Raw genomic sequence first — 19,199 nt, forward strand, 5'->3', positions numbered from 1 at the left:
GAGCGAAGCGAGGTTTGGGTGCGAGGCAATGGCGCCGCCATTCCCCTCCACCATTGCTGCGCAATGGTCCCCCTCCCCGAGCCAAGCTCGGGGAGGAATTGAGCAGTCAATCCCCCACCGTCCGCTGGATCAAATCCCGCAACCACGCCGACGCAGCATCGGCATCGCGCTCGACCGGATGGAACAGGAAATGGCGGTCGATACTCTGCTCGATAGGCAGTTCGACCCCGCGCACCTCGAGCTTCGGCCCATAGGCGGCAATCAACCGTGACGGCAGGATGGCGACCAAGTCGGTCCGCGCCACCGCCATCAGCGCCTGAAGATAATGCGGTACGACCGCGGCGATGCGGCGGTGCAGCCCTTGGTCCGCCAGCCAGTCGTCGACCGGATCGCTAGTCGCCCCCGCACCGACCACCGCGACATGCGGCGCATCGAGCATTTCGAGCACCTGCCGCCACGTCGCCGGCTGCCCGACATGGACCGCTAGCACGTCATGATCGTCGAACAGCGGCGCCATGCGCAGTCCGGCAAACAACATCGTGTCCGTGCTGATCGCGAAATCGAGCGTTGCGATGACCGGATCGTTCGGCCGCGGCCAGGGGATGAGGTCGATCCGGCAGCCGGGTGCCTCGCGCGCCATCGCCTCGATCAACGGGGCGAGCATTGTCGCGGCGACCACGTCGGGAATCGCCGCCCGGAACACGCGCTGCGCCGCCGCGGGGTCGAACGCCTCGCCCTCATACAAGGCGGCCGCTTGCTTGAGCAGGGCACGGACGGGATCGGCGAGCGCTTCCGCGCGCGGCGTACGCTTCATCCCCGCCCCGCTGCGTACCAACAGAGGATCGCCGAAATCCTCGCGCAGGCGAGCGAGGATGCGGCTCATTGCGGGCTGCGACACCGATACGATCTGTGCAGCCCGGGTAACGCTGCCGCTTTCGATCATTGCCAACAGGGCACGCAACAAGTTCAGGTCGTAGCGACCAATATCCAATTCCGACATGCGCGATATCAGAACTATTCATTTCTAGGATAGTCAACCCGAAGGCATATCCTTGTGGGACAAGGAGAATGTCATGAGCGGCGAGCGGAACAAGCAGGTGATCGAACGCTTCTATGCCGCGATGGCGCAGGGCGACCGGAGCGTCTTCGCGGCGTCAGTCCATCCGGATTATGTATGGCGCTTTCCGGGTCATTGCAGTTGGTCGCGACGGTTCGAGGGGCAGGAGACGATCCATCGCGATTTGCTACGCCCCCTCTTCGCTCTGTTCGCGACCGATTATACCGCGCGGGCGATCAATCTGGTGGCGGAAGGCGAGATGGTGGTCGCGGAAGTGCGCGGCGACGTGATGCTCAAATCCGGCAAGCGGTACGACAACCACTATTGCTTCGTCTTCCACTTCCGGGACGGCAAAATCGCCGAGGTGGTCGAATATTGCGACACCGACCTCGAGGAGCGCGTGCTCGGCAATTACGACGCGGTGCTGGCCGCTCATCAAGCCGCCGAACGGCGCTGAGCCGCCCCACTACCTTAGTGTGTTGCTACACTATGTCACTTATGGTACATGATCTCCGCAGAGGAGGAGTGCCATGTATAGTGAAAGCGACCTGGAGGGCGCGGTGGCGGCGGGTGTGATCCCGCAGTCGGCCGCCGACGCTTTCCGCCAGCATATCGCCGCGATGCGCGTCGCGCCCGCGGTGGACGAGGAAAGCTTCCGGTTATTGACCGGGTTCAACGACATATTCGTCGCCATCGCCATCGCGCTGTTGCTGACGTCGATCGGCTGGCTCGGCGGCTGGGTTAAGACGGGCTTGGGCGGGTTCGGAGTCGCCGTCGCTGCCTGGGCGCTGGCCGAATATTTCACCCGCGTCCGGCGCATGGCGCTTCCCAGCATCATCCTGCTGCTCGCGTTCGCCGGCGGCGTCGCGGCGACGATGGTCGGCACGTTGGTCGACATCAACCCAGACTGGAGCGACCAGACCAACGCACTTATCGCGACCGGTATCGCGGTGGTGACCGGTGGCGCGACCTGGCTGCATTGGAAGCGGTTCATGGTACCGATCACCGTCGCGGTGGGCGCGGCAAGCGGCGTCGCTGCCCTGGTCGCGCTCTATGTCGCGGTGACGCATGTCGGCGAGGAGGGCATCTTCCCGTTGGTGTTGCTCGGCGGCATCGGCACCTTCGCGCTCGCGATGTGGTGGGATGGATCGGACCTCACCCGCACGACGCGGCGCAGCGATGTCGCATTCTGGTTGCACCTCGCCGCCGCGCCGATGATCGCGCATTCGGTGTTCCACATGCTCGGCGTGTTCCAGGGCCAGATCGGCGTCGCCCAAGCGCTCATCGTGATGGCGCTGTACCTGGTGTTTGCCTTCATCGCGCTGGCGATCGATCGCCGCGCCCTGCTGGTATCGAGCCTGGCCTATGTGCTCTACGCTCTGTCGATGCTGTTCCGGCAGGCGGGCGCGGTCGAACTGTCGATGGCCTTCACAGCGTTCGTGATCGGATCGGCGCTGCTGACGCTCTCCGCCTTCTGGCACCCGATGCGTCGCGCGGTGATCGGCACGCTCGGCAAGCTCGGCAATCGCCTGCCCCCGGTGCAGATGCCCGTCGCGGCCTGACGCTCAACGCTTACGCGCCCCTTGTCATCAAGGCGCGATCCTACCCGGCGGCCCATCCGGCCGCCGGGTTTTTTGTCGGCAGAATAATCGACCCGCGGAATCTAGCCCTATCTTGCTATGCGAATTGGAAATTTGGCATAACTTGCGCCCAATAAGGGGGGGATCTGATGGGCGCGACGAGTCTGATTGCATTGCTGGGCGCGCTGGCCGCCCCGATGCCGCCCGCAAATCAGTGCCGTGCCGAGACAATCGCGACGTTGCCGGTGACGATGGCCAACCTGCAGCCAATGGTGGATGCTCGGATCGGCGGAAAGCCCGCTCGTTTCATCCTCGATAGCGGCGCCTTCTACAGCACTCTCTCCCGCGCCAGTGCGACGGAATACGGCCTCAAGGTCGACATGGCGCCTCCTGGATTTCGCATAAGCGGGTTTGGCGGCGAAACCTCTGCCGGCATTACCGAAACCGATGAGGTCTCGCTTGCCGGTAACGAGCTTCCGAAGGTGCTGTTCATCGTCGGTGGCAGCGACATGGGCGCGACCGGCATGCTGGGCCAGAACATCCTGGGCTTTGCGGACATCGAATATGATCTGCCGCATGGAGCGGTGCGGTTGATGAAGTCGATAGGGTGCGAGCGCGCCGTCCTGGCCTATTGGGCGGGGGACAAGCCTTACACCATGGTCGAGCTCGACCCGCCGGATAGTGAATTCCGGCCGCGGACGATCGGCACGATCCTGCTGAACGGATTCAAGCTCAAGGCGATGTTCGATACCGGTGCAGCGAATTCGGTGATCTCCCTGGCGGCCGCCAAGCGCCTCGGCGTCTCACCGGACTCGCCCGGGGTGGTTGCCGTCGGACAGGGCAGCGGGATCGGGACGCGAAAGGTGCCGACCTGGCGCGCGACCTTCAACAAGATCGAGATTGGCGGCGAAGCAATTCGTGCTCCCACGCTCGATATCGCGCAATCCGACTTCGGCAAGGTGGACATGCTGATCGGCGTCGACTTCTTTTTGACGCACCGCATGTACGTGTCGAACGTGAACCACAGGATGTTCATCACCTATGAAGGCGGCCCGGTGTTCGGCCTGTCGCCGAAAGGCGTGCGGACGTCGGACGGCAAGCCGCTCGACCTAGCCGACAAGTCTGGCGAACCGACCACTGCGGACGGATTCGCGCGTCGCGGCGCGATCTTTGCGTCCAATCAGAAACTGACCGAGGCATTGGCGGATTTCGACAAGGCGATCGCGCTCGCCCCGAACGACAGTCGTTATGTCTATCAACGCGCTTCGGCTCGCTTCGCCAAGGGCGACCACGCGGGAGGGCTTGCCGACCTCGACCGCGTGATTGCGCTGTCCCCGGACAATGCCGGCGCAAGGCTGGACCGTGCGCAAGTCCGGCTGCGCGACGGGCGCGAAGAAGGCGTACAGGCGGACGTCAAGGCAGCCGAAGCCGCCCTCGCCCCGTCAGCCGACAAGCGTCTGACGGTGGCATTGCTGTATGATCGGCTCGGAGATCCCGAAGCCGCGCTTCCCAACTACGATCTCTGGCTCGCCAGCCATCCGGAAGACAGCAGCCGGGGAATCGCGCTCAACGGCCGGTGTTGGGCGCGGGGCCTGCTCGACCGAGAGCTCGACAGGGCGATGGACGATTGCAACGCCGCGCTCCGGGCAATGCCCCGCGATGCCTCGATCCTCGACAGCCGCGCGCTGATCCGGGTACGGCGCGGCGAATGGAAGCAGGCACTGGCCGACTATAACGCCGCCCTGGCGATTAACCCGCGCGGCGCCTGGTCGCTCTACATGCGCGGGCTGGTCGAAGCGAAATCGGGCCAGGACGCGCAGGCCAAGTCCGATCGCGCCGCGGCGATCGCCATCGACGCCAAGGTCGCCGACCGCGCGAAGAAATATGGGATCGAAGGATAAAGGGGCGCCTGAAAAAATTCCGGCGCCTGTCGAATCCGCTCCCGCTCGCGCGTCTCCGCGGTACGATCGCATTCCGGCGGTCGCAGGAGATACAAGATGCATTACATGATCCTGATCTACGAGGACGAGAGCGTCTATGGCGACAAGAACGATACGCCCGAGATGCAGGCGATCGTCGCCAAGCATTGGGACCTCGTCAGCGAACTGGGTGACCAGTACAAGACCGGCGCCGGCTTGGCGCCGACGGCTACGGCGACGACGGTCCGTACCGTCAACGGCAAGCAGACGGTCCATGACGGCCCCTTCGCCGAAACGCGCGAACAACTCGGCGGCTATTATGTGATCGAGGCGGACAATCTGGACGATGCGATCGCAATCGCGCGCCGCGTGCCCGTTCGCTTCGACGGCTCGATCGAGATCCGCCCGTTGCTCCACCCGCCGGGCAAGTGATGCTCGACGCGGTGCTGCGGGCGGATGGCGGGCGAATCACCGCCGCGCTCGCCGCCTGCTTCCGCGACCTCGACCTTGCCGAGGAAGCGCTGGCGGAGGCGTGCGCGCGGGCGGTTTCTGCCTGGGCCGACGCCCCGCCGGCCAATCCGGCGGGGTGGCTCTATCGCGTCGCGACCCGCGTCGCGCTCGATAGCTTGCGGCGCAGCGCGGTACGCCATGCGGCCGCGCTGCCCGAGCCGGAGCCAGAACCGACCGTGGAGGAGCTGATGACCGCCGCGCCGCTGATCCCCGACGAACGGTTGCGGCTGATCTTCGTCTGCTGCCACCCCGCAATCCATCCCGAGGCGCGTGCCGCGCTGACCCTCAGGCTGGTGTGCGGCCTGTCGGCACAGGAGATCGCCCGCGCATTCCTGATCGCGGAACCCGCATTGCTGCAACGCCTGACTCGGGCAAAGCGCAAGATCGCCGATGCCGGCGTGCCGTTCGAGGTGCCCGGCCCCGATCACTGGAGCGAGCGGCTCGACGCCGTGCTCTCGACGCTGGAAGTCGCTTACGCCCACGCCCATGCCGACAGTGCCGGGACCGGGCGCCATGCCGGTTATGCCGAGGAGATGCTGAGGATCACAGCGGCACTCGCGGCAATGCTCCCGACGGAACCCGAGGTCCAGGCGCTCACCGCGACCGTCCGCTTCGCCGAGGCGCGGCGGCCCGCGCGGGTCGATGCCGATGGCATGATGGTGCCCCTCGCCCAACAGGATCCTAGCCTGTGGGATACGATGTTGATTGCCCAAGGCCGTCGCTATCTCGCTGGCGTCCTGACGCGCTCTCTTGGCGCACGCAGCCTCCAGGCGCTGATCCACGCCGAATGGTGCGCGCGCCGTTCGCTCGCCGAACCCGCGCCCTGGCCCGCGATCCTGACGCTTTATGACGCGTTGCTTGCCTGCCGCGACGATCCCATCACACGCCTCAATCGCGCGGTGGCGTTAGCCGAGACACGGGGACCGGCAGTCGCGTTGGAGGAGGTCGACGCGCTCAGCCATGCCGGCCTGGCCGATTACCTGCCCTATCACGCATTGCGCGCCGACCTGTTGGCACGGCTGGGCCTCGCCGATGCCGCGCGTCGGGCCTATGACGCCGCCCTCGCCCTTGCGCCGGCAGACGCGGAACGGCGCTGGCTGCTCCGCGCCCGCTCGAAATACGTGGATTGAAGTGCCTTTCCCGGTAAACAGGCCGGGAACCTTTCGTCTGCCGCGTGGTTGAATTTGGCTAGCCCGCCGCTGCACGGCGGGACGAAGGGGACCCGGGTGTGAATCGCGAACACCGTCACACCGATGCGAATTCGGAAAACGACCGCTATCGCCTGCTGGTAGACGCGATCACCGACTATGCGATCTACATGCTCGATCCCGACGGGATCGTCACCAACTGGAATGCCGGCGCGCAGCGCTTCAAAGGCTACACCGCCGAAGAGATCGTCGGCCAGCATTTCTCGCGTTTCTATTCGCCCGAAGATCGCAGTGACGGGTTGCCCGCGCGAGCGCTGGCGATAGCCCGCACCGAGGGCAAGTTCGAACGCGAAGGCTGGCGGATCCGCAAGAATGGCGAGCGGTTCTGGGCGCATGTCGTCATCGACCCGATTTGGGCAAAGGACGGCACGCTGATCGGCTTCGCCAAGATCACGCGAGACCTGACCGAACGCCGGGCCGCCGCCGAGTCCCTGCGCCAAAGCGAGGAACAGTTCCGGCTGCTTGTCCAGAGCGTCACCGACTATGCGATCTATCGCCTCGATCCCCAAGGTCACATCGCCAGCTGGAATTCCGGTGCCGAACGCATCAAGGGCTATACGCCGGCCGAAATCATCGGCTCCCATTTTTCGCGCTTCTACACGGCAGAGGATCGCCTCGCCGGTGAGCCCGAACGCGCCCTATCGATCGCACGCGAACGGGGCCGCTTCACGGCGGAGGGTTGGCGCGTCCGCAAGGACGGCAGCCGGTTTCGCGCCAGCGTCCTGCTAGACCCCATCCGCGACGACAAAGGCGAGCTCCTTGGTTTCGCGAAGGTAACGCGAGACGTGACGGAACGAGACGAAGCGCAGCGCAAGCTCGACATCGCGCGCGAAGCGCTGTTCCAGTCGCAGAAGATGGAAGCGATCGGTCAACTGACCGGCGGCGTTGCGCATGATTTCAACAATCTGCTGATGGCCATCCTCAGCAGCCTGACTCTTCTCGAACGGCGCGTCTCGGGCGACGCCTCAGCGCAACGGCTGATCGACAATGCCCGGCAAGGCGCCGAACGCGGCGCTGCGCTCACGCAACGCATGCTTGCCTTCGCGCGACGTCAGGAACTCAACCCGGAGCCGGTCGATATTCCCGCGCTCCTCCGCGGCATGAACGACCTGCTCCAGCGCACGCTCGGCCCGTCGCACCCGATCGGGCTGCAATTCCCGTTGTCGCTCCCTTGGGTGCTCGCCGATGCGAACCAGCTCGAAATGGCCTTGCTCAATCTCGCGGTGAATGCGCGCGATGCGATGCCCGACGGCGGCGCCATCTCGATCACCGCCAGTGAGGCCACGGTCGACGATCGGAAACCCGATGGGCTCGCCCCCGGCCGGTACGTCAAGCTGGCTGTTGTCGACACCGGTACCGGCATGGACGCCGCCACCCTGGCGCGTGCCACCGAGCCGTTTTTCACGACCAAGGGAATCGGCAAGGGGACGGGGCTCGGCCTGTCGATGATCCATGGCCTTGCCGATCAGATGAAAGGCGAGCTGGTATTGCGCAGCGTGATCGGGCGTGGAACCTCCGCCGAATTATGGTTGCCGGTCACCGACCCGCGCCAGGACGCCGGCGTCGCGCCGACATCGGCTCCCGAGACGGTCGACCAGCCACGCAGTCTCCGGGTGCTGGTGGTTGACGATGACAGTCTCGTCCTGATGAACACCGCAGCCTTGCTCGAGGACATGGGGTACGTCGTGACCGAAGCGAATTCGGCGGTCGAGGCGTTGGCGTTCTTCAAGGACGATACCGCGTTCGACCTGCTGATCACCGACCAAGCCATGCCAAACATGGTCGGCACACAGCTGATCGAGAGGGTGCGCGAGATCGTCCCCGACCTGCCGGTCATCCTGGCGTCCGGCTATGGCGAACTTCCCGAGGCCGCGATTCAGAACATCATCAAGGTCGCCAAGCCGTTCGGCCAGGCCCAACTCGCCGCCGCGATCCGCAAGGTAGAAGTGGAGCAACAGGCCTGCAGCAGAGCCGATCCTGCGCCCGCGAGCGTCGTCGTGAGATGATCGCGCGCAAATCGGGCGCAACCGACCATGCTATATCAAGAGTAAACGAGATATTTTCATCTCAATAATACGCAGATTATTCAATATAATACAGAATATATACAGCGATGTGGCGCTACAACCGTCGATATATTTTTGAGAATTTTCAAATTAATTTCGTACACACACAAGTTATCATTTGGCCGCCCCATCCCCACCATCCGCGTTCAACGCTCTTCAGAGCGACATAAGCTATGTCCTAAACTCGAAATGGGTATGCGCAAACGCGCCAGCGCATTGCGAATCATCAAGTTTCCGGCCATGTCGGCCATACTGCTTTGGCAAACAGCAGCATCACTCGGGGCCGCCTTTGGGCGGCCCCTGTTTTTGTCAGGCCCGCTCTGGAACCCTATTTCATCTGCCGCTTGACCGAGGTCATCGTCGCCTTGCCATAGGGTGGCTTGAGTCCCGCGAGCTTGGCGATATCGAAGCGTGCCTGGCGATACACCGCTTTGGCATGGCTGAACGTCTTGAACCCGTCATGGCCGTGATAGGCGCCCATCCCCGATGGGCCGATCCCGCCGAACGGCAATTCCTCGTTCGAGATGTGAAAGATCACGTCGTCCAGCGTTACGCCGCCGGAGATCGTGCGGTCGAGCACGCGGCGGCGCTCCGTGTCGTCGCTGCCGAAATAATAGAGTCCGAGAGGCCGGTCGCGGCGGTTCACCTCGGCGATCGCTCCATCGATATCGTCGTAGCGCCGCACCGGCAGGATCGGCCCGAAAATCTCCTCCTGCATCACCGTCATGTCGTCGGTAGCGTCGCGGACGATATGGAGCGGCATCTTGCGGCTGTTCGACGCGGCGAAATCCTCGTTGGCCGGATTGACCGTCTCGATCGTCGCGCCCTTGGCTCGGGCGTCCTCCAGCCAATCCTGCAGTCGCTGGTGATGCCGATCGTTGATGATCGAGGTGTAGTCGGGATTGGCGAGCAAGGTCGGATACATCGCCGAAACCGATTGCTTCAGGCCGTCGACCACCGCCTGCTCCTGGTCCGACGGGACCAGCATGTAATCGGGCGCCAGGCAGATCTGGCCGGCATTGAGCATCTTCCCGATCGCAACGCGCTCGGTGCCGCGCTTCACGTCCGCCGACCGCCCGAAGATCACCGGCGACTTGCCGCCGAGTTCGAGCGTCACCGGGGTCAGATTGTCCGCCGCGGCGTGCAATATATGCCGGCCGATCCCGGTGGCGCCGGTGAAGATCAGGTGATCGAACGCCAGGCCGGAGAACTCCTTGCCGATCTCCGGTCCGCCCGAGACGAAGGCGAGCTCGTCCGCGGCAAAAAAGTTCGGGCAGACTTCCTCGAACAATGCAGCGACGCGCGGGGTGAATTCGCTGGTCTTGACCATCGCACGGTTGCCCGCCGCGAACACCCCGGCCAGCGGTGCCATGATCAGGTTGACCGGGAAATTCCACGGCGAGATCACGCCGACCACGCCCTTGGGCTGGAACTCGATCCAACCCTTGGCGCCGAGCAGGCCGAGCGGCGCGGTCACCGGACGGCGCTCCGGGCGCGACCAGCGATCGACATGCTTCAATGCGTGTTTGAGCGGCGCGACCGAGGCGGCGATATCGGTCAGCATCGACTGCTCGCGGCTGCGATGCCCGAAATCCTCGCTCAGGGCTTCGCAAAAGCGATCGGCATTGTCGGCGATCATCGCGGCGGCGCGCTTCAGCCGGTCCTTGCGCACGGTGAGGCTCACCGGCAATTCGGCCGTGAACGCCGCGCGTTGTGCCGCCAGAATGTCATGCATCGTCATCGCGTCTTTCCTCCCCAGATTCTTCACGCGCACCCGATCGCCCCGGCGACCGGTATCACCACGCTGGCCCGGCCTGCGCGGTCGATCCGCAACGTGGCGTCTGAAATTGACCCGCTTTTCGGGGTGCCGGCGTCGGTCTTCACGACAACCTGCAAGGTCGCGGTCGTGCCCGCGCCTCTATATTCGGTGATCTGCGAATAGCCCAAGCCGCCGATGCCGTTCTGCGCGCTGATCGGAAGGTCCGTCACTTTGCCGTCGATCGGCAGCCGCAGCGACGCAGGATCGGTGGTCGCCATCGCGACCAGCGCCATGCTGGGCGTCCGCGTCCACAGAAACGCCGCGCAACCTTTGGCGGGTAATCGCTGGGCCGGCAGCGCGCTGATCGGAAGGCCATCCACCGAGGATGCCGGATCGATGACATGCGGAGCGGGCGGCGACACCGGCGGCACCTTGGACGACGCCGCTTCCTGCGCGGCGGCGGGCGCGGTTACCAACAAAGCGAGCAGCAACGTCCTCATCGCCACTTTGCTATCATGGGTTAACGTAAAGGGTAAGCGCGGATCGCGGTCAGCTGACCGCCTTCTTGCGGATCAGGTACCGATAGATGCCAAAGACGTCGATCGCGAGTAGCGCGACATTCTGCGTCCCCAGCGCGCCGTCGCGCGACAAGATGGCGCCGGCCAGCCAGCACAAAGCAGATCCGCTGAAGATGACGAACCCCCAGCCGGTCACGCGCCTGCCGGAATCGAGCGACACCATCAGCGCGGCGACGATCCCGCTGATCGAAGCGACCCATTTGATCGCGGTTACTAGGGTTTCCATGGTCATTTCCCTAGCGAACGAACGGCACGTCGGAATTGCCGCAAAGCAAGGCCGCCAATTTGAATTCGCCGGCTCGCACGCCTAGATCGCCGTCAACATGCTTTCCGGAGTTTCTTCATGACCGCCGACCCGATCGTCATCCTGTCCTACGCGCGCACGCCGATGGGCAGCTTTCAGGGCACGCTGACCGGCGCCAGCGCCACGCAATTGGGCGCGACCGCAGTCAAGGGTGCGGTCGAGCGCGCGGGCGTCGATCCCAAACAGATCGAACGCATCTATATGGGCTGCGTCCTCCCCGCCGGGCTCGGCCAGGCACCTGCGCGCCAGGCTGCGATCAATGCCGGGCTGGGCGAGCATGTCGAGGCGACCACGGTCAACAAGATGTGCGGTTCGGGCATGCAGGCGACGATCATGGGCAGCGAGGCGCTCGCCGCCGGCTCGGTCGACCTGATCGTCGTGGGCGGCATGGAGAGCATGACCAATGCGCCCTACCTCTCGATGCGCCACCGCGGCGGCGCGCGGATCGGGCACGACGTGCTCAAGGATCACATGTACCTCGACGGGCTCGAGGATGCCTATGAGCCCGGCCGGTTGATGGGCAGCTTCGCCGAAGAGACCGCGCAGGAATATCAATTTACGCGCCAGGCGCAGGACGATTACGCGATCGCCAGCCTCGAGCGTGCGCAGGCCGCGCAGAAGTCCGGCGCGTTCGAGCGCGAGATCGTCGCGGTCGAGGTGGTCGGGCGCAAGGGCACCGACACGGTCACGCTCGACGAACAGCCGGCAAAGGCGGATCCGTCGAAGATCCCCACACTCAAGCCCGCTTTCGCCAAGGACGGCACGATCACCGCGGCCAATGCTTCGTCGATTTCCGACGGCGCCGCTGCATTGGTCCTCACCCGCGCCTCGGTCGCCGACAAGCTCGGCAAGACACCGGTCGCGCGGATCGTCGCGCAAGCGGCGCACGCCCACGCGCCGGCCAAGTTCACCACCGCCCCGGTCGCCGCGATGCAGAAGGCGCTCGACAAGGCCGGCTGGACCGTCGCCGATGTCGACCTGTTCGAGGTCAATGAGGCGTTCGCGGTGGTCGCGATGATCGCGATGCACGACCTCGGCATCCCGCACGACAAGATCAACGTGAACGGGGGCGCTTGTGCGCTCGGCCACCCGATCGGGGCGAGCGGCGCGCGCATCCTGACGACGTTGGTCTCGGCGCTTCAGACGCGCGGGCTCAAGCGCGGCGTAGCGTCTTTGTGCATCGGCGGTGGCGAGGCGACGGCGGTAGCGGTCGAACTGATCGACTAAGCTGGTGCGCAGCGGTCTTGATGGCCGCCGTGCGGAATCGTGGGGCAGTTAGCCGCTACACAGACCAAGTCGATCGATGCTCGAATCTGATGAAGATCGGCGAGAACCTCCAGCTCGAGTTTTTCGCGCTGTGCGCGGACCGCAGTGAATGCCTGGCTCGGCGGCCAAGCCAGGATGCCATCGTCGCGATCTTCGGTGATGCAGTCGCTGATCGTTCGCGGTTACAGCTCGATGCTGAAATAGCGGCTGAAACGGATATCGCTGTAATTTCCGAACGGCGCGCAAGGTAGAAACCCCGCGCGTTCATACAGCGCCCAGGCTGGAGCGAACGGCGCATTGCTGCCCGTTTCGAGGCTGAGGCGACGATAGCCCCGCGCGCCGGCCTCCCGCACAATATGATCGAGCATCGCGCGCGCGACGCCCCGGCGAAGCGCGGTGGGTGCCGTGCGCATCGACTTGATCTCGCCATGCTCCGCGCTGAGCTGCTTCAACCCACCCATGCCAAGCAGGTCTTCGCCGTCCCACACGGTCCAGAATGTCACGTCCGCATGTTTCAACCCCGACAAATCGAGCGCGAACACGCTGTCGGGCGGCGAAATCTCGTGCATCGAGCGCAGATGATATTCGACCAGCGCGACCACTTCGGGCCGCGAGACGTCATCCAGCTCGATCCGCATCACTCGATCGTTTCGGTCGGGTCGACGCCCCAGAGATGGCTGATCTCGATGAAACCGCCCCGCCCAGCCACGTCGAGATAGCACCAGCCATTGCCGCATTTGTTGACGCGACCGATCACGCCGGGCTGCGCGCGCCAATTGACCTTGCCCGCGAAGCGCGGCGAGTCGCGCAGTTCGGCGATATCGCCCATCACCATCGCGGTGCGCTGATCGCTGATCAGGTTCGCCTGCATCCAGCCCTGCGTACCGCCCGGATCCTCGATCTTGCGCCAATAGGCGCCCCCGCCTTTTTCCTTGTAATTCTCGACGATCTTCACCGGCAGACCCTGACGCTGGTACTTCCAGCTGACCGGATAGATCCGGCTCGGGCCGGTGCGCATGAACGCCGATTTCGCATTGATCGACGCGAAATAAGGCGGCTTCTTTTCCACCAGCGCGGCGATCGCCGGCACCGCAATCGCCGCCGCCGCGATCCCCGACAACGCCCAGCCGATACGCATGGCCATCCCCCTTCTTTACGCCACCATCGATTCCTACCTATTGCGCAGGCGTGGCAGTGCATCAACCGCATTGACCAAAACCCGTGAAGCCGCCAAGCCGAACATATGGCCGGGTCAAAGCGCAAACCTCGGGTGATCGTCACGCGCGAACTCAGCGATGCGGTGATGGACCGCATGGCGCAGTTGTTCGACGCCCAGCTCAATCATCGCGACGCGGCGATGACCCGCGATGAGATCGTCGCCGCCGTTCAGGACGCCGACGTACTGGTCCCGACGGTCACCGACACGATTGACGCCGACCTGATCGAGGCGGCCGGCGAACGGCTTAAATTGATCGCCAATTTCGGCAACGGCGTCGATCATATCGACCTGAAGGCCGCGCGCGCCCGCGGCATTCTCGTCACGAACACGCCGGGCGTCCTGACCGAAGACACCGCGGACATGACGATGGCGCTGATCCTGTCGGTGCCGCGCCGCCTTGCAGAGGGCGAAAAGCTCGCGCGGTCGGGCCAGTGGAGCGGATGGAGCCCCGGCGCGATGCTGGGCCACCGCATCGGGGGCAAGGCGCTGGGCATCGTCGGCATGGGCCGGATCGGCCAGGCGGTCGCGGTCCGCGCGCGCGCCTTCGGCCTTACCGTCCATTATCATAATCGCCATCGCCTGCCCGAACAGGTCGAGCAGGAGCTTGCGGCGACCTGGCACGAAGACCTGGACGAAATGCTGGCCGGATCGGATTTCATCTCGATCCACACGCCTCACACCGACCAGACCGAGCGATTGATCGACGCCCGCCGCTTGGCCCTGCTCAAGCCCCAGGCCTATCTGATCAACACATCGCGTGGATCGGCGATCGACGAAACCGCGATGATCGACGCGCTCGAACAGGGCCGGCTGGCGGGCGCTGGCCTCGACGTGTTCGTGCACGAACCGGCGATCGATCCCCGGCTGCTCGCGCTGCCTAATGTCGTGCTGCTGCCGCATATGGGATCGGCAACGTTCGAGGCGCGCGCCGCCACCGGCGAGCGCGTCATCCGCAACATCCAGCATTGGGCCGACGGCCACCGCCCGCCCGATCAGGTGCTGGAAGGATGGGTGTGATCGTGAATAGGGGATTCGTGCTCGCACTGGTCCCGCTTGCCGCAGTGATCGCCCTTCCCGCTCACGCACAGGACGCCGCAGATAGCGGGAGTGACAGCGGCGCCGGCTGGGAACTGCCGCGTCATCAGATGGCCGGGATGCCGTCGAGCGCTCCCACCACGTCCGATTGCAAGAAAAAGGCCTGCATCTACCTGGTCAATCTGAGCAATCACCGCGTCACGGAATTCCGCTACGCCGTGGCCGAGAAGAACGGCGCGCCGCAATGGAGCGGTAATGCGTTTCCGAGCAATTTCGCCTTCAATTCGAAGCGCTGGACGATGTGGTTCCCGCCCAAGTCGATGGGCTGCCAACTCGACCTAAAGGTCGTGATGTCGATCGACGGCAAGAATCACGAGGAAAACGGCAAGTTCGACGTCTGCGCCAATCCTACGCTCTTGTTCACGATCCGCGATCCGCTGGACAAGGGCAAGGTCGGAACCGTGACGGTCGATTCCGTCGCCCCGACGTCGCCTACGCCCGCCGCCAAGCCCTGACTTGGTCGACTGCCCGGATGGTGCGAAGTTCGACGGGAGTCGGACCGGTACGGCATCGCCTGCGGAGGTCTGCTCCGACGTTGGTAGAGGATAATAGGCTGAGGCGACAGTCTGCGAATAGGCGATGCAGTTGCGTCCATTCGCAGCCCCAGCCATGGTGCGTAGCGAACACAGGGTCGATGCTGGATGAATCGCTTCGCGCTTGCGCTCTCAGCTTTGGTACTTTGGCCAAGCAACGACGCCCCGTCGCGGGCTCAGCGTCGAACAGATTGCCTTTTGGGCCTTAGGTCGGCGCTCGTCACCGGCTCCTTCTCGGGCTCAACCGACTGTAAAAATGACCAATTGAGAGTCCGAAAGCTCGGCAGCGTTCAAAGGTCCGGCGACCGCTACACGGTTTACGATTACCGCTATCGCCTGCGGCCGACTTGCCGGGAGTGTGCTATCCACGGCGGCCAAAGAATTATCTTTATGAAAAACGCCCGCTATTTGGGCCAATACGGCGTCCTGACGTACGGTGTGCGTGCGACGTTACGCGGCGACAGATTGACGTTGACCCCTGAAAGCGACGCCGGTGTCGGCCAGCCCGTTACTCTCCGTCTAACAGCTGACGGCCCGCCGCGCCGCGGCTGGTTTGACGGCGAAGCACTCGAATTATTCAGGTAAGGACGTCGTCTGCTTTCGCCCACGATCGGCCGCGCCATCCCTGCGTCGACTGCGCCTGTTGCTGCACACCCAGCCTAGCTGCCCAGCCCCGCCAGCCACTCCGCGATCATCGCCCGTCCCGCAGCAGCCGCCGGCGGGCCGAGCCGGCCATGGTCGGCGCGCAACGCCTCGGGAGTCATGCCCACTTCGGCAATGTCGACGATGTCGTTCGCCAGCCAATGTTCGAACCGCTCGTCCTCACCCATCTCGGCATGGAATTGCAGCGCGAGCAGGTTGCGGCCGCGCGCGAACGCCTGAGCATAAGGCGCTGTCGTCGCGAGCAAATCCACCTCGTCAGGTACATCGAAGGTATCGCCGTGCCAGTGCAGAACCTCCACGCCGTCGAGATGGCGTAGCGGCCCCGCTTTTCCAGGCTCGGTCAGTTCCAAAGGAGCAAACCCGATCTCGCGTACCGGACCCTTACGCACATCCGCGCCCAGTGCCGCGGCAATCAACTGGCTGCCCAGGCACACGCCGAGCGTCGGCAGATCGGCCGCGAGGCGGCGCCGGATCACAGCGATCTCCTCGCTGAGCCACGGGTAACGGTCGGTATCGTAGACGCCCATCGGACCGCCCATCACCACCAGCAAATCGGGCGACATCGTGTCCAACCGCGCGCATCCCGCATGATGCGCCGCGACTCGCTCGATCGCGTAGCCAGCGGTTTCGATCGGCTCGCGATACCCGGCGATGCCTTCATGCTCGACGTGACGGAGAACCAGTGCGCGCTTCATTAGGGTCAAGCTAGCGCATCATGGTTGCTCGGCAATTAACCTTCCTTTGGCCGCGCCATAGCCGCGCTGCTCGCTCAATCCCCGGTCAGGATGCGATCGACCAATTGCTTCACCGTCGGCACGAAGCCGTTCGAATAGAACGGGTCCTTCTTGAAATTATACGCGCCATGCCCGGCGAACATCAGATTCTGGTCGACGTCGCCGCCATGCGCGATCTCCTGCAACGTCTTCTGGATGCAGAAGCTGCGCGGATCGGCCAGCCGCCCGGTCGAGTTGGTCTCGCTATCGGCCCAGCTCGAGAACAGGCATTGCGACAGGCACCCCATGCAATCGGCCTGGTCCTTGCGGATTTCGGCTTTTTCGGTCGGCGTGACGAACACCAAAGTATTGTCCGGCGTCTTGAGCGCCTCGGTGAAGCCATGGCCGAACCATTCGCGGGCGCGGAGCAGGTCGTTCCTGGTCACCCAGAAATTCTTGCCTTTCACGCCCACATCTAGCTGGAAGGTGTGATCGCCGGCTTCCTGCGTCGAAAAGGCGATCTGCCGCTCCGACCGCGCTTCGAGCGCACGGAGGAACGGATTGCGGACCGCGGACGAATAAAAGCCGGTCGGCGAGAAACGGTGCAGCAGCACGTCGCCTTCCTCGATCTGCGTCAGCCTGGCCTTCCAGGCTTCGGGGATCGGGCTTTCCTGCGTCAGCAAGGGCCGGGTGCCGAACTGGAACGCGATCTTGCCGAGTTCGGGATTGTCGATCCAGTCGTTCCAGTCGCGCAGGAACCACACCCCGCCCGCCATCACGATCGGCACGTCGTCGGAGATACCGCCCTCGCGCATCGTCTCGCGCAATTCCTTGACGCGCGGATAGGGGTCCTGCGGTTCGAGCGGGTTCTCGGCATTGGACAGGCCGTTATGCCCGCCCGCCAGCCAGGGATCCTCATAGACCACTGCGGCAAGCCATTCCGCCGCCTTCGAATAAGCGCGCTTCCACAGCGCGCGGAAGGCGCGGCCGGAGCTGACGATCGGCAGGTAATTGACGTTGTACGATGCGGCGATCTCGCTAAGCTTGTAGGGCATCCCGGCGCCGCACGTCACCCCGGCAACCAGGCCGCGCGTACGTTCGAGCACGCCATGCAGCACGCGCTGCGCACCGCCCATTTCCCACAGCACGTTGATGTTGATCGCACCCTTGCCGCCGGCGATCTCGAACGCGCGCTTGACCTGCTGGACCGCGCCTTCGATCGCATATTCGACCAATTCCTCGTGGCGCTCGCGGCGCGTCAACGCCTTGTACACCTGCGGAATGATCTTGCCTTCGGGATCGTAGCTGTCGGCATTGACCGCGGAAACCGTACCGATACCGCCCGCGGCGGCCCAGGCGCCTGCGCTGGCATGATTTGTCGCGGCGACACCTTTGCCGCCTTCCACCAAGGGCCACACCTCGCGGCCATTATACACGATAGGCGTCAAGCCCTTGAACACGTAACTCTCCTGCGACCAATAACGCAGCCTATAGCGTTTCGCTGCCCGTAGGCGAGCAAAATACTCGTTACGACAGGGCGCCCGCCCTGCCCAGTGCCTCTTCGTACAGGTGCGCATAGGCGGCAATCATCGCCTTGGCGTCGTACTCAGCGATTGCCTTGGCCCGATTGGCCTTGCCCACCGCCGCGCGCAGCTTGGCGTCCGCCGCCAACGCCTGGATCGCGTCGCGCAGGTCGACCTCGCCCGAATGCGGGGTGATGTAGGGGCGGTTCTCCTCGCTCACCATGTGCGGAATGTCCCCCGCCGGGACAGAGGCGATCGGCAATCCCGCCGCCATTCCCTCGACCACCGAGATCGGGAATTGCTCGCTCAGCGACGACAGCGCCATGATGTCGAACAGCCCGACATAAGTGTGCGGATCGGGCAGGAATCCGGGCATCAGCACCTTGTCCTGCATTTCCAGCGCGCGCGCCGCCATCTCGATCTTCGCGCGCTCGGGCCCCTCACCGACGATGACCAGCCGCACCCGCGCCGAACAGCCGGCGGTCGCGCGCACCAATGCCGGCAGGTTCTTGACCTCGCGCAGCCCGGCCAGCGCGCCCACGATCACTTCGCCCGGCTTGCGGACCAGCCCGGGGATCGCTTTGGGATCGGGCTTCCTGGCATAGAGAGCGGTGTCGATGCCGTTGGGGATCCGGCGCAACCGCGGCGCCGATTGCTTCCAGACGTTAGTCGCGACCCATTCGAGCGTCATTGACGGCACCACCACCGCAAACGCGGCGGGGAACGCCATGCGCCGATAGACCGCGCGCTGCGGCTTGAGCTTCATCGCCTCGTCGGCGTTGAAGCCATCTTCGTGATGAACGATCGGCGGCATGCCCTTGGGGAAAACGCGCTTCGCCATCACGGCATCGATCGCGCCCCAATTATAGCTCAGCACCAGATCGAACCGGCGCATATATTTGGCAATCGCCTCGTAGCGGCCGACCGACGGCCGCCCGGTCAGCGGCGGCGGATTCTGCGCAATCTCGTAGCTGATCCCCGGCGCGATCGCGTCGCGCGCCGAATATTGGTCGGGCATTCCCGATACGATCGTGTGCCGCGCGCGGTCGCCGAACGCGTTGATCAACTGAATCGAACGCGCTTCCTTGCCGCCCAGATTGAACGACGAATGCATGTGCAGGATGTTGAGGGGTGCGGGCATGGCGAAAAAACGGCGTCCTAATCTCCCCTCCCGCTTGCGGGAGGGGTCGGGGGAGGGTCTGTTAG

General features: G+C 64.4%; 18 protein-coding genes. 9 read left to right on the forward strand and 9 right to left on the reverse strand.

Annotation, left to right across the window (positions count from 1 at the left end):
• Positions 1-106: 106 nt before the first annotated feature.
• Positions 107-1,000 (reverse strand): LysR family transcriptional regulator, encoded by an 894-nt coding sequence (locus SPR01S_RS17955; RefSeq protein WP_066592056.1) that lies wholly within the window; start codon positions 998-1,000, stop codon positions 107-109.
• A gap of 73 nt (positions 1,001-1,073) precedes the next feature.
• Between SPR01S_RS17955 and SPR01S_RS17960 the strand changes: the two genes are divergently transcribed.
• From SPR01S_RS17960 to SPR01S_RS17985, 6 genes are all read left to right on the forward strand, one after another.
• Positions 1,074-1,514, forward strand: a complete 441-nt coding sequence (locus SPR01S_RS17960) for a nuclear transport factor 2 family protein (RefSeq protein ID WP_066592092.1) — start codon at positions 1,074-1,076, stop codon at positions 1,512-1,514.
• 73 nt (positions 1,515-1,587) lie between these two features.
• Positions 1,588-2,619 (forward strand): hypothetical protein, encoded by a 1,032-nt coding sequence (locus SPR01S_RS17965; protein WP_066592058.1) that lies wholly within the window; start codon positions 1,588-1,590, stop codon positions 2,617-2,619.
• 167 nt (positions 2,620-2,786) lie between these two features.
• A complete protein-coding gene (locus SPR01S_RS17970; RefSeq protein ID WP_066592060.1) occupies positions 2,787-4,538 on the forward strand; it encodes a retroviral-like aspartic protease family protein in 1,752 nt (583 codons plus the stop codon).
• Between the two features lie 96 nt (positions 4,539-4,634).
• Entirely contained in the window at positions 4,635-4,988 is a 354-nt protein-coding gene (locus tag SPR01S_RS17975; protein ID WP_066592063.1) for a YciI family protein, read from the forward strand.
• On the forward strand, positions 4,988-6,196 hold the full coding sequence (locus SPR01S_RS17980; RefSeq protein WP_066592064.1) for an RNA polymerase sigma factor: 1,209 nt from the start codon (positions 4,988-4,990) through the stop codon (positions 6,194-6,196). The genes SPR01S_RS17975 and SPR01S_RS17980 overlap by 1 nt, the downstream gene beginning before the upstream one ends.
• Before the next feature lie 98 nt (positions 6,197-6,294).
• Positions 6,295-8,280, forward strand: coding sequence for a hybrid sensor histidine kinase/response regulator (locus SPR01S_RS17985; protein WP_066592066.1), 1,986 nt, complete (start codon positions 6,295-6,297; stop codon positions 8,278-8,280).
• 388 nt (positions 8,281-8,668) lie between these two features.
• Here SPR01S_RS17985 and SPR01S_RS17990 read toward each other — a convergent pair whose 3' ends face one another.
• Genes SPR01S_RS17990 through SPR01S_RS18000 form a run of 3 tightly spaced genes read right to left on the reverse strand, consistent with a single transcriptional unit; the run spans position 8,669 to position 10,903 of the window.
• On the reverse strand, positions 8,669-10,099 hold the full coding sequence (locus tag SPR01S_RS17990; protein ID WP_281178801.1) for a coniferyl aldehyde dehydrogenase: 1,431 nt from the start codon (positions 10,097-10,099) through the stop codon (positions 8,669-8,671).
• Between the two features lie 5 nt (positions 10,100-10,104).
• Positions 10,105-10,599, reverse strand: a complete 495-nt coding sequence (locus tag SPR01S_RS17995) for a hypothetical protein (protein WP_066592070.1) — start codon at positions 10,597-10,599, stop codon at positions 10,105-10,107.
• A gap of 49 nt (positions 10,600-10,648) precedes the next feature.
• Complete coding sequence (locus SPR01S_RS18000) at positions 10,649-10,903, reverse strand: hypothetical protein (protein WP_245662089.1); 255 nt, start codon at positions 10,901-10,903, stop codon at positions 10,649-10,651.
• Positions 10,904-11,020: 117 nt separating this feature from the next.
• Between SPR01S_RS18000 and SPR01S_RS18005 the strand changes: the two genes are divergently transcribed.
• Positions 11,021-12,208: an acetyl-CoA C-acyltransferase gene (locus SPR01S_RS18005; RefSeq protein ID WP_066592071.1), complete on the forward strand. Its 1,188-nt coding sequence runs from the start codon at positions 11,021-11,023 to the stop codon at positions 12,206-12,208.
• 221 nt (positions 12,209-12,429) lie between these two features.
• Here the strand turns inward: SPR01S_RS18005 and SPR01S_RS18010 are convergent, their stop codons facing one another.
• Together SPR01S_RS18010 and SPR01S_RS18015 are read right to left on the reverse strand one after the other, a co-directional pair.
• The gene (locus tag SPR01S_RS18010; protein WP_066592074.1) at positions 12,430-12,885 is read right to left on the reverse strand and encodes a GNAT family N-acetyltransferase; all 456 of its coding nucleotides are present in this window, start codon (positions 12,883-12,885) and stop codon (positions 12,430-12,432) included.
• A complete protein-coding gene (locus SPR01S_RS18015) occupies positions 12,885-13,391 on the reverse strand; it encodes an SH3 domain-containing protein (protein WP_157082338.1) in 507 nt (168 codons plus the stop codon). The genes SPR01S_RS18010 and SPR01S_RS18015 overlap by 1 nt, the downstream gene beginning before the upstream one ends.
• Positions 13,392-13,490: 99 nt before the next feature.
• Here SPR01S_RS18015 and SPR01S_RS18020 point away from each other — a divergent pair, with 99 nt between their 5' ends.
• Together SPR01S_RS18020 and SPR01S_RS18025 are read left to right on the forward strand one after the other, a co-directional pair.
• Positions 13,491-14,483, forward strand: coding sequence for a 2-hydroxyacid dehydrogenase (locus SPR01S_RS18020; protein WP_066592076.1), 993 nt, complete (start codon positions 13,491-13,493; stop codon positions 14,481-14,483).
• A 2-nt stretch (positions 14,484-14,485) separates the two neighbouring features.
• Complete coding sequence (locus SPR01S_RS18025; RefSeq protein WP_157082339.1) at positions 14,486-15,016, forward strand: hypothetical protein; 531 nt, start codon at positions 14,486-14,488, stop codon at positions 15,014-15,016.
• A gap of 737 nt (positions 15,017-15,753) precedes the next feature.
• Here the strand turns inward: SPR01S_RS18025 and SPR01S_RS18035 are convergent.
• The 3 genes from SPR01S_RS18035 to SPR01S_RS18045 all read right to left on the reverse strand — a co-directional run bounded on the left by SPR01S_RS18035 (position 15,754) and on the right by SPR01S_RS18045 (position 19,134).
• The gene (locus SPR01S_RS18035; RefSeq protein ID WP_066592089.1) at positions 15,754-16,452 is read right to left on the reverse strand and encodes a glutamine amidotransferase; all 699 of its coding nucleotides are present in this window, start codon (positions 16,450-16,452) and stop codon (positions 15,754-15,756) included.
• Between the two features lie 74 nt (positions 16,453-16,526).
• The gene (locus tag SPR01S_RS18040; RefSeq protein WP_066592090.1) at positions 16,527-17,930 is read right to left on the reverse strand and encodes an NAD(P)H-dependent flavin oxidoreductase; all 1,404 of its coding nucleotides are present in this window, start codon (positions 17,928-17,930) and stop codon (positions 16,527-16,529) included.
• Positions 17,931-17,997: 67 nt separating this feature from the next.
• Complete coding sequence (locus SPR01S_RS18045; RefSeq protein ID WP_066592091.1) at positions 17,998-19,134, reverse strand: glycosyltransferase family 4 protein; 1,137 nt, start codon at positions 19,132-19,134, stop codon at positions 17,998-18,000.
• Positions 19,135-19,199 lie beyond the last annotated feature (65 nt).

The sequence above is a fragment of the Sphingomonas pruni NBRC 15498 genome (assembly GCF_001598455.1).
Lineage (GTDB): Bacteria > Pseudomonadota > Alphaproteobacteria > Sphingomonadales > Sphingomonadaceae > Sphingomonas > Sphingomonas pruni.

Coding starts and splice junctions, on each gene's coding strand:
- SPR01S_RS17975 (WP_066592063.1), top strand. CDS start 4,635: ATGCATTACATGATCCTGATCTACGAGGACGAGAGCGTCTATGGCGAC.
- SPR01S_RS17980 (WP_066592064.1), top strand. CDS start 4,988: ATGCTCGACGCGGTGCTGCGGGCGGATGGCGGGCGAATCACCGCCGCG.
- SPR01S_RS17960 (WP_066592092.1), top strand. CDS start 1,074: ATGAGCGGCGAGCGGAACAAGCAGGTGATCGAACGCTTCTATGCCGCG.
- SPR01S_RS18045 (WP_066592091.1), bottom strand. CDS start 19,134: ATGCCCGCACCCCTCAACATCCTGCACATGCATTCGTCGTTCAATCTG.
- SPR01S_RS17955 (WP_066592056.1), bottom strand. CDS start 1,000: ATGTCGGAATTGGATATTGGTCGCTACGACCTGAACTTGTTGCGTGCC.
- SPR01S_RS17965 (WP_066592058.1), top strand. CDS start 1,588: ATGTATAGTGAAAGCGACCTGGAGGGCGCGGTGGCGGCGGGTGTGATC.
- SPR01S_RS18010 (WP_066592074.1), bottom strand. CDS start 12,885: ATGCGGATCGAGCTGGATGACGTCTCGCGGCCCGAAGTGGTCGCGCTG.
- SPR01S_RS18015 (WP_157082338.1), bottom strand. CDS start 13,391: ATGGCCATGCGTATCGGCTGGGCGTTGTCGGGGATCGCGGCGGCGGCG.
- SPR01S_RS18000 (WP_245662089.1), bottom strand. CDS start 10,903: ATGGAAACCCTAGTAACCGCGATCAAATGGGTCGCTTCGATCAGCGGG.
- SPR01S_RS17970 (WP_066592060.1), top strand. CDS start 2,787: ATGGGCGCGACGAGTCTGATTGCATTGCTGGGCGCGCTGGCCGCCCCG.
- SPR01S_RS17995 (WP_066592070.1), bottom strand. CDS start 10,599: ATGAGGACGTTGCTGCTCGCTTTGTTGGTAACCGCGCCCGCCGCCGCG.
- SPR01S_RS18020 (WP_066592076.1), top strand. CDS start 13,491: ATGGCCGGGTCAAAGCGCAAACCTCGGGTGATCGTCACGCGCGAACTC.
- SPR01S_RS18005 (WP_066592071.1), top strand. CDS start 11,021: ATGACCGCCGACCCGATCGTCATCCTGTCCTACGCGCGCACGCCGATG.
- SPR01S_RS18035 (WP_066592089.1), bottom strand. CDS start 16,452: ATGAAGCGCGCACTGGTTCTCCGTCACGTCGAGCATGAAGGCATCGCC.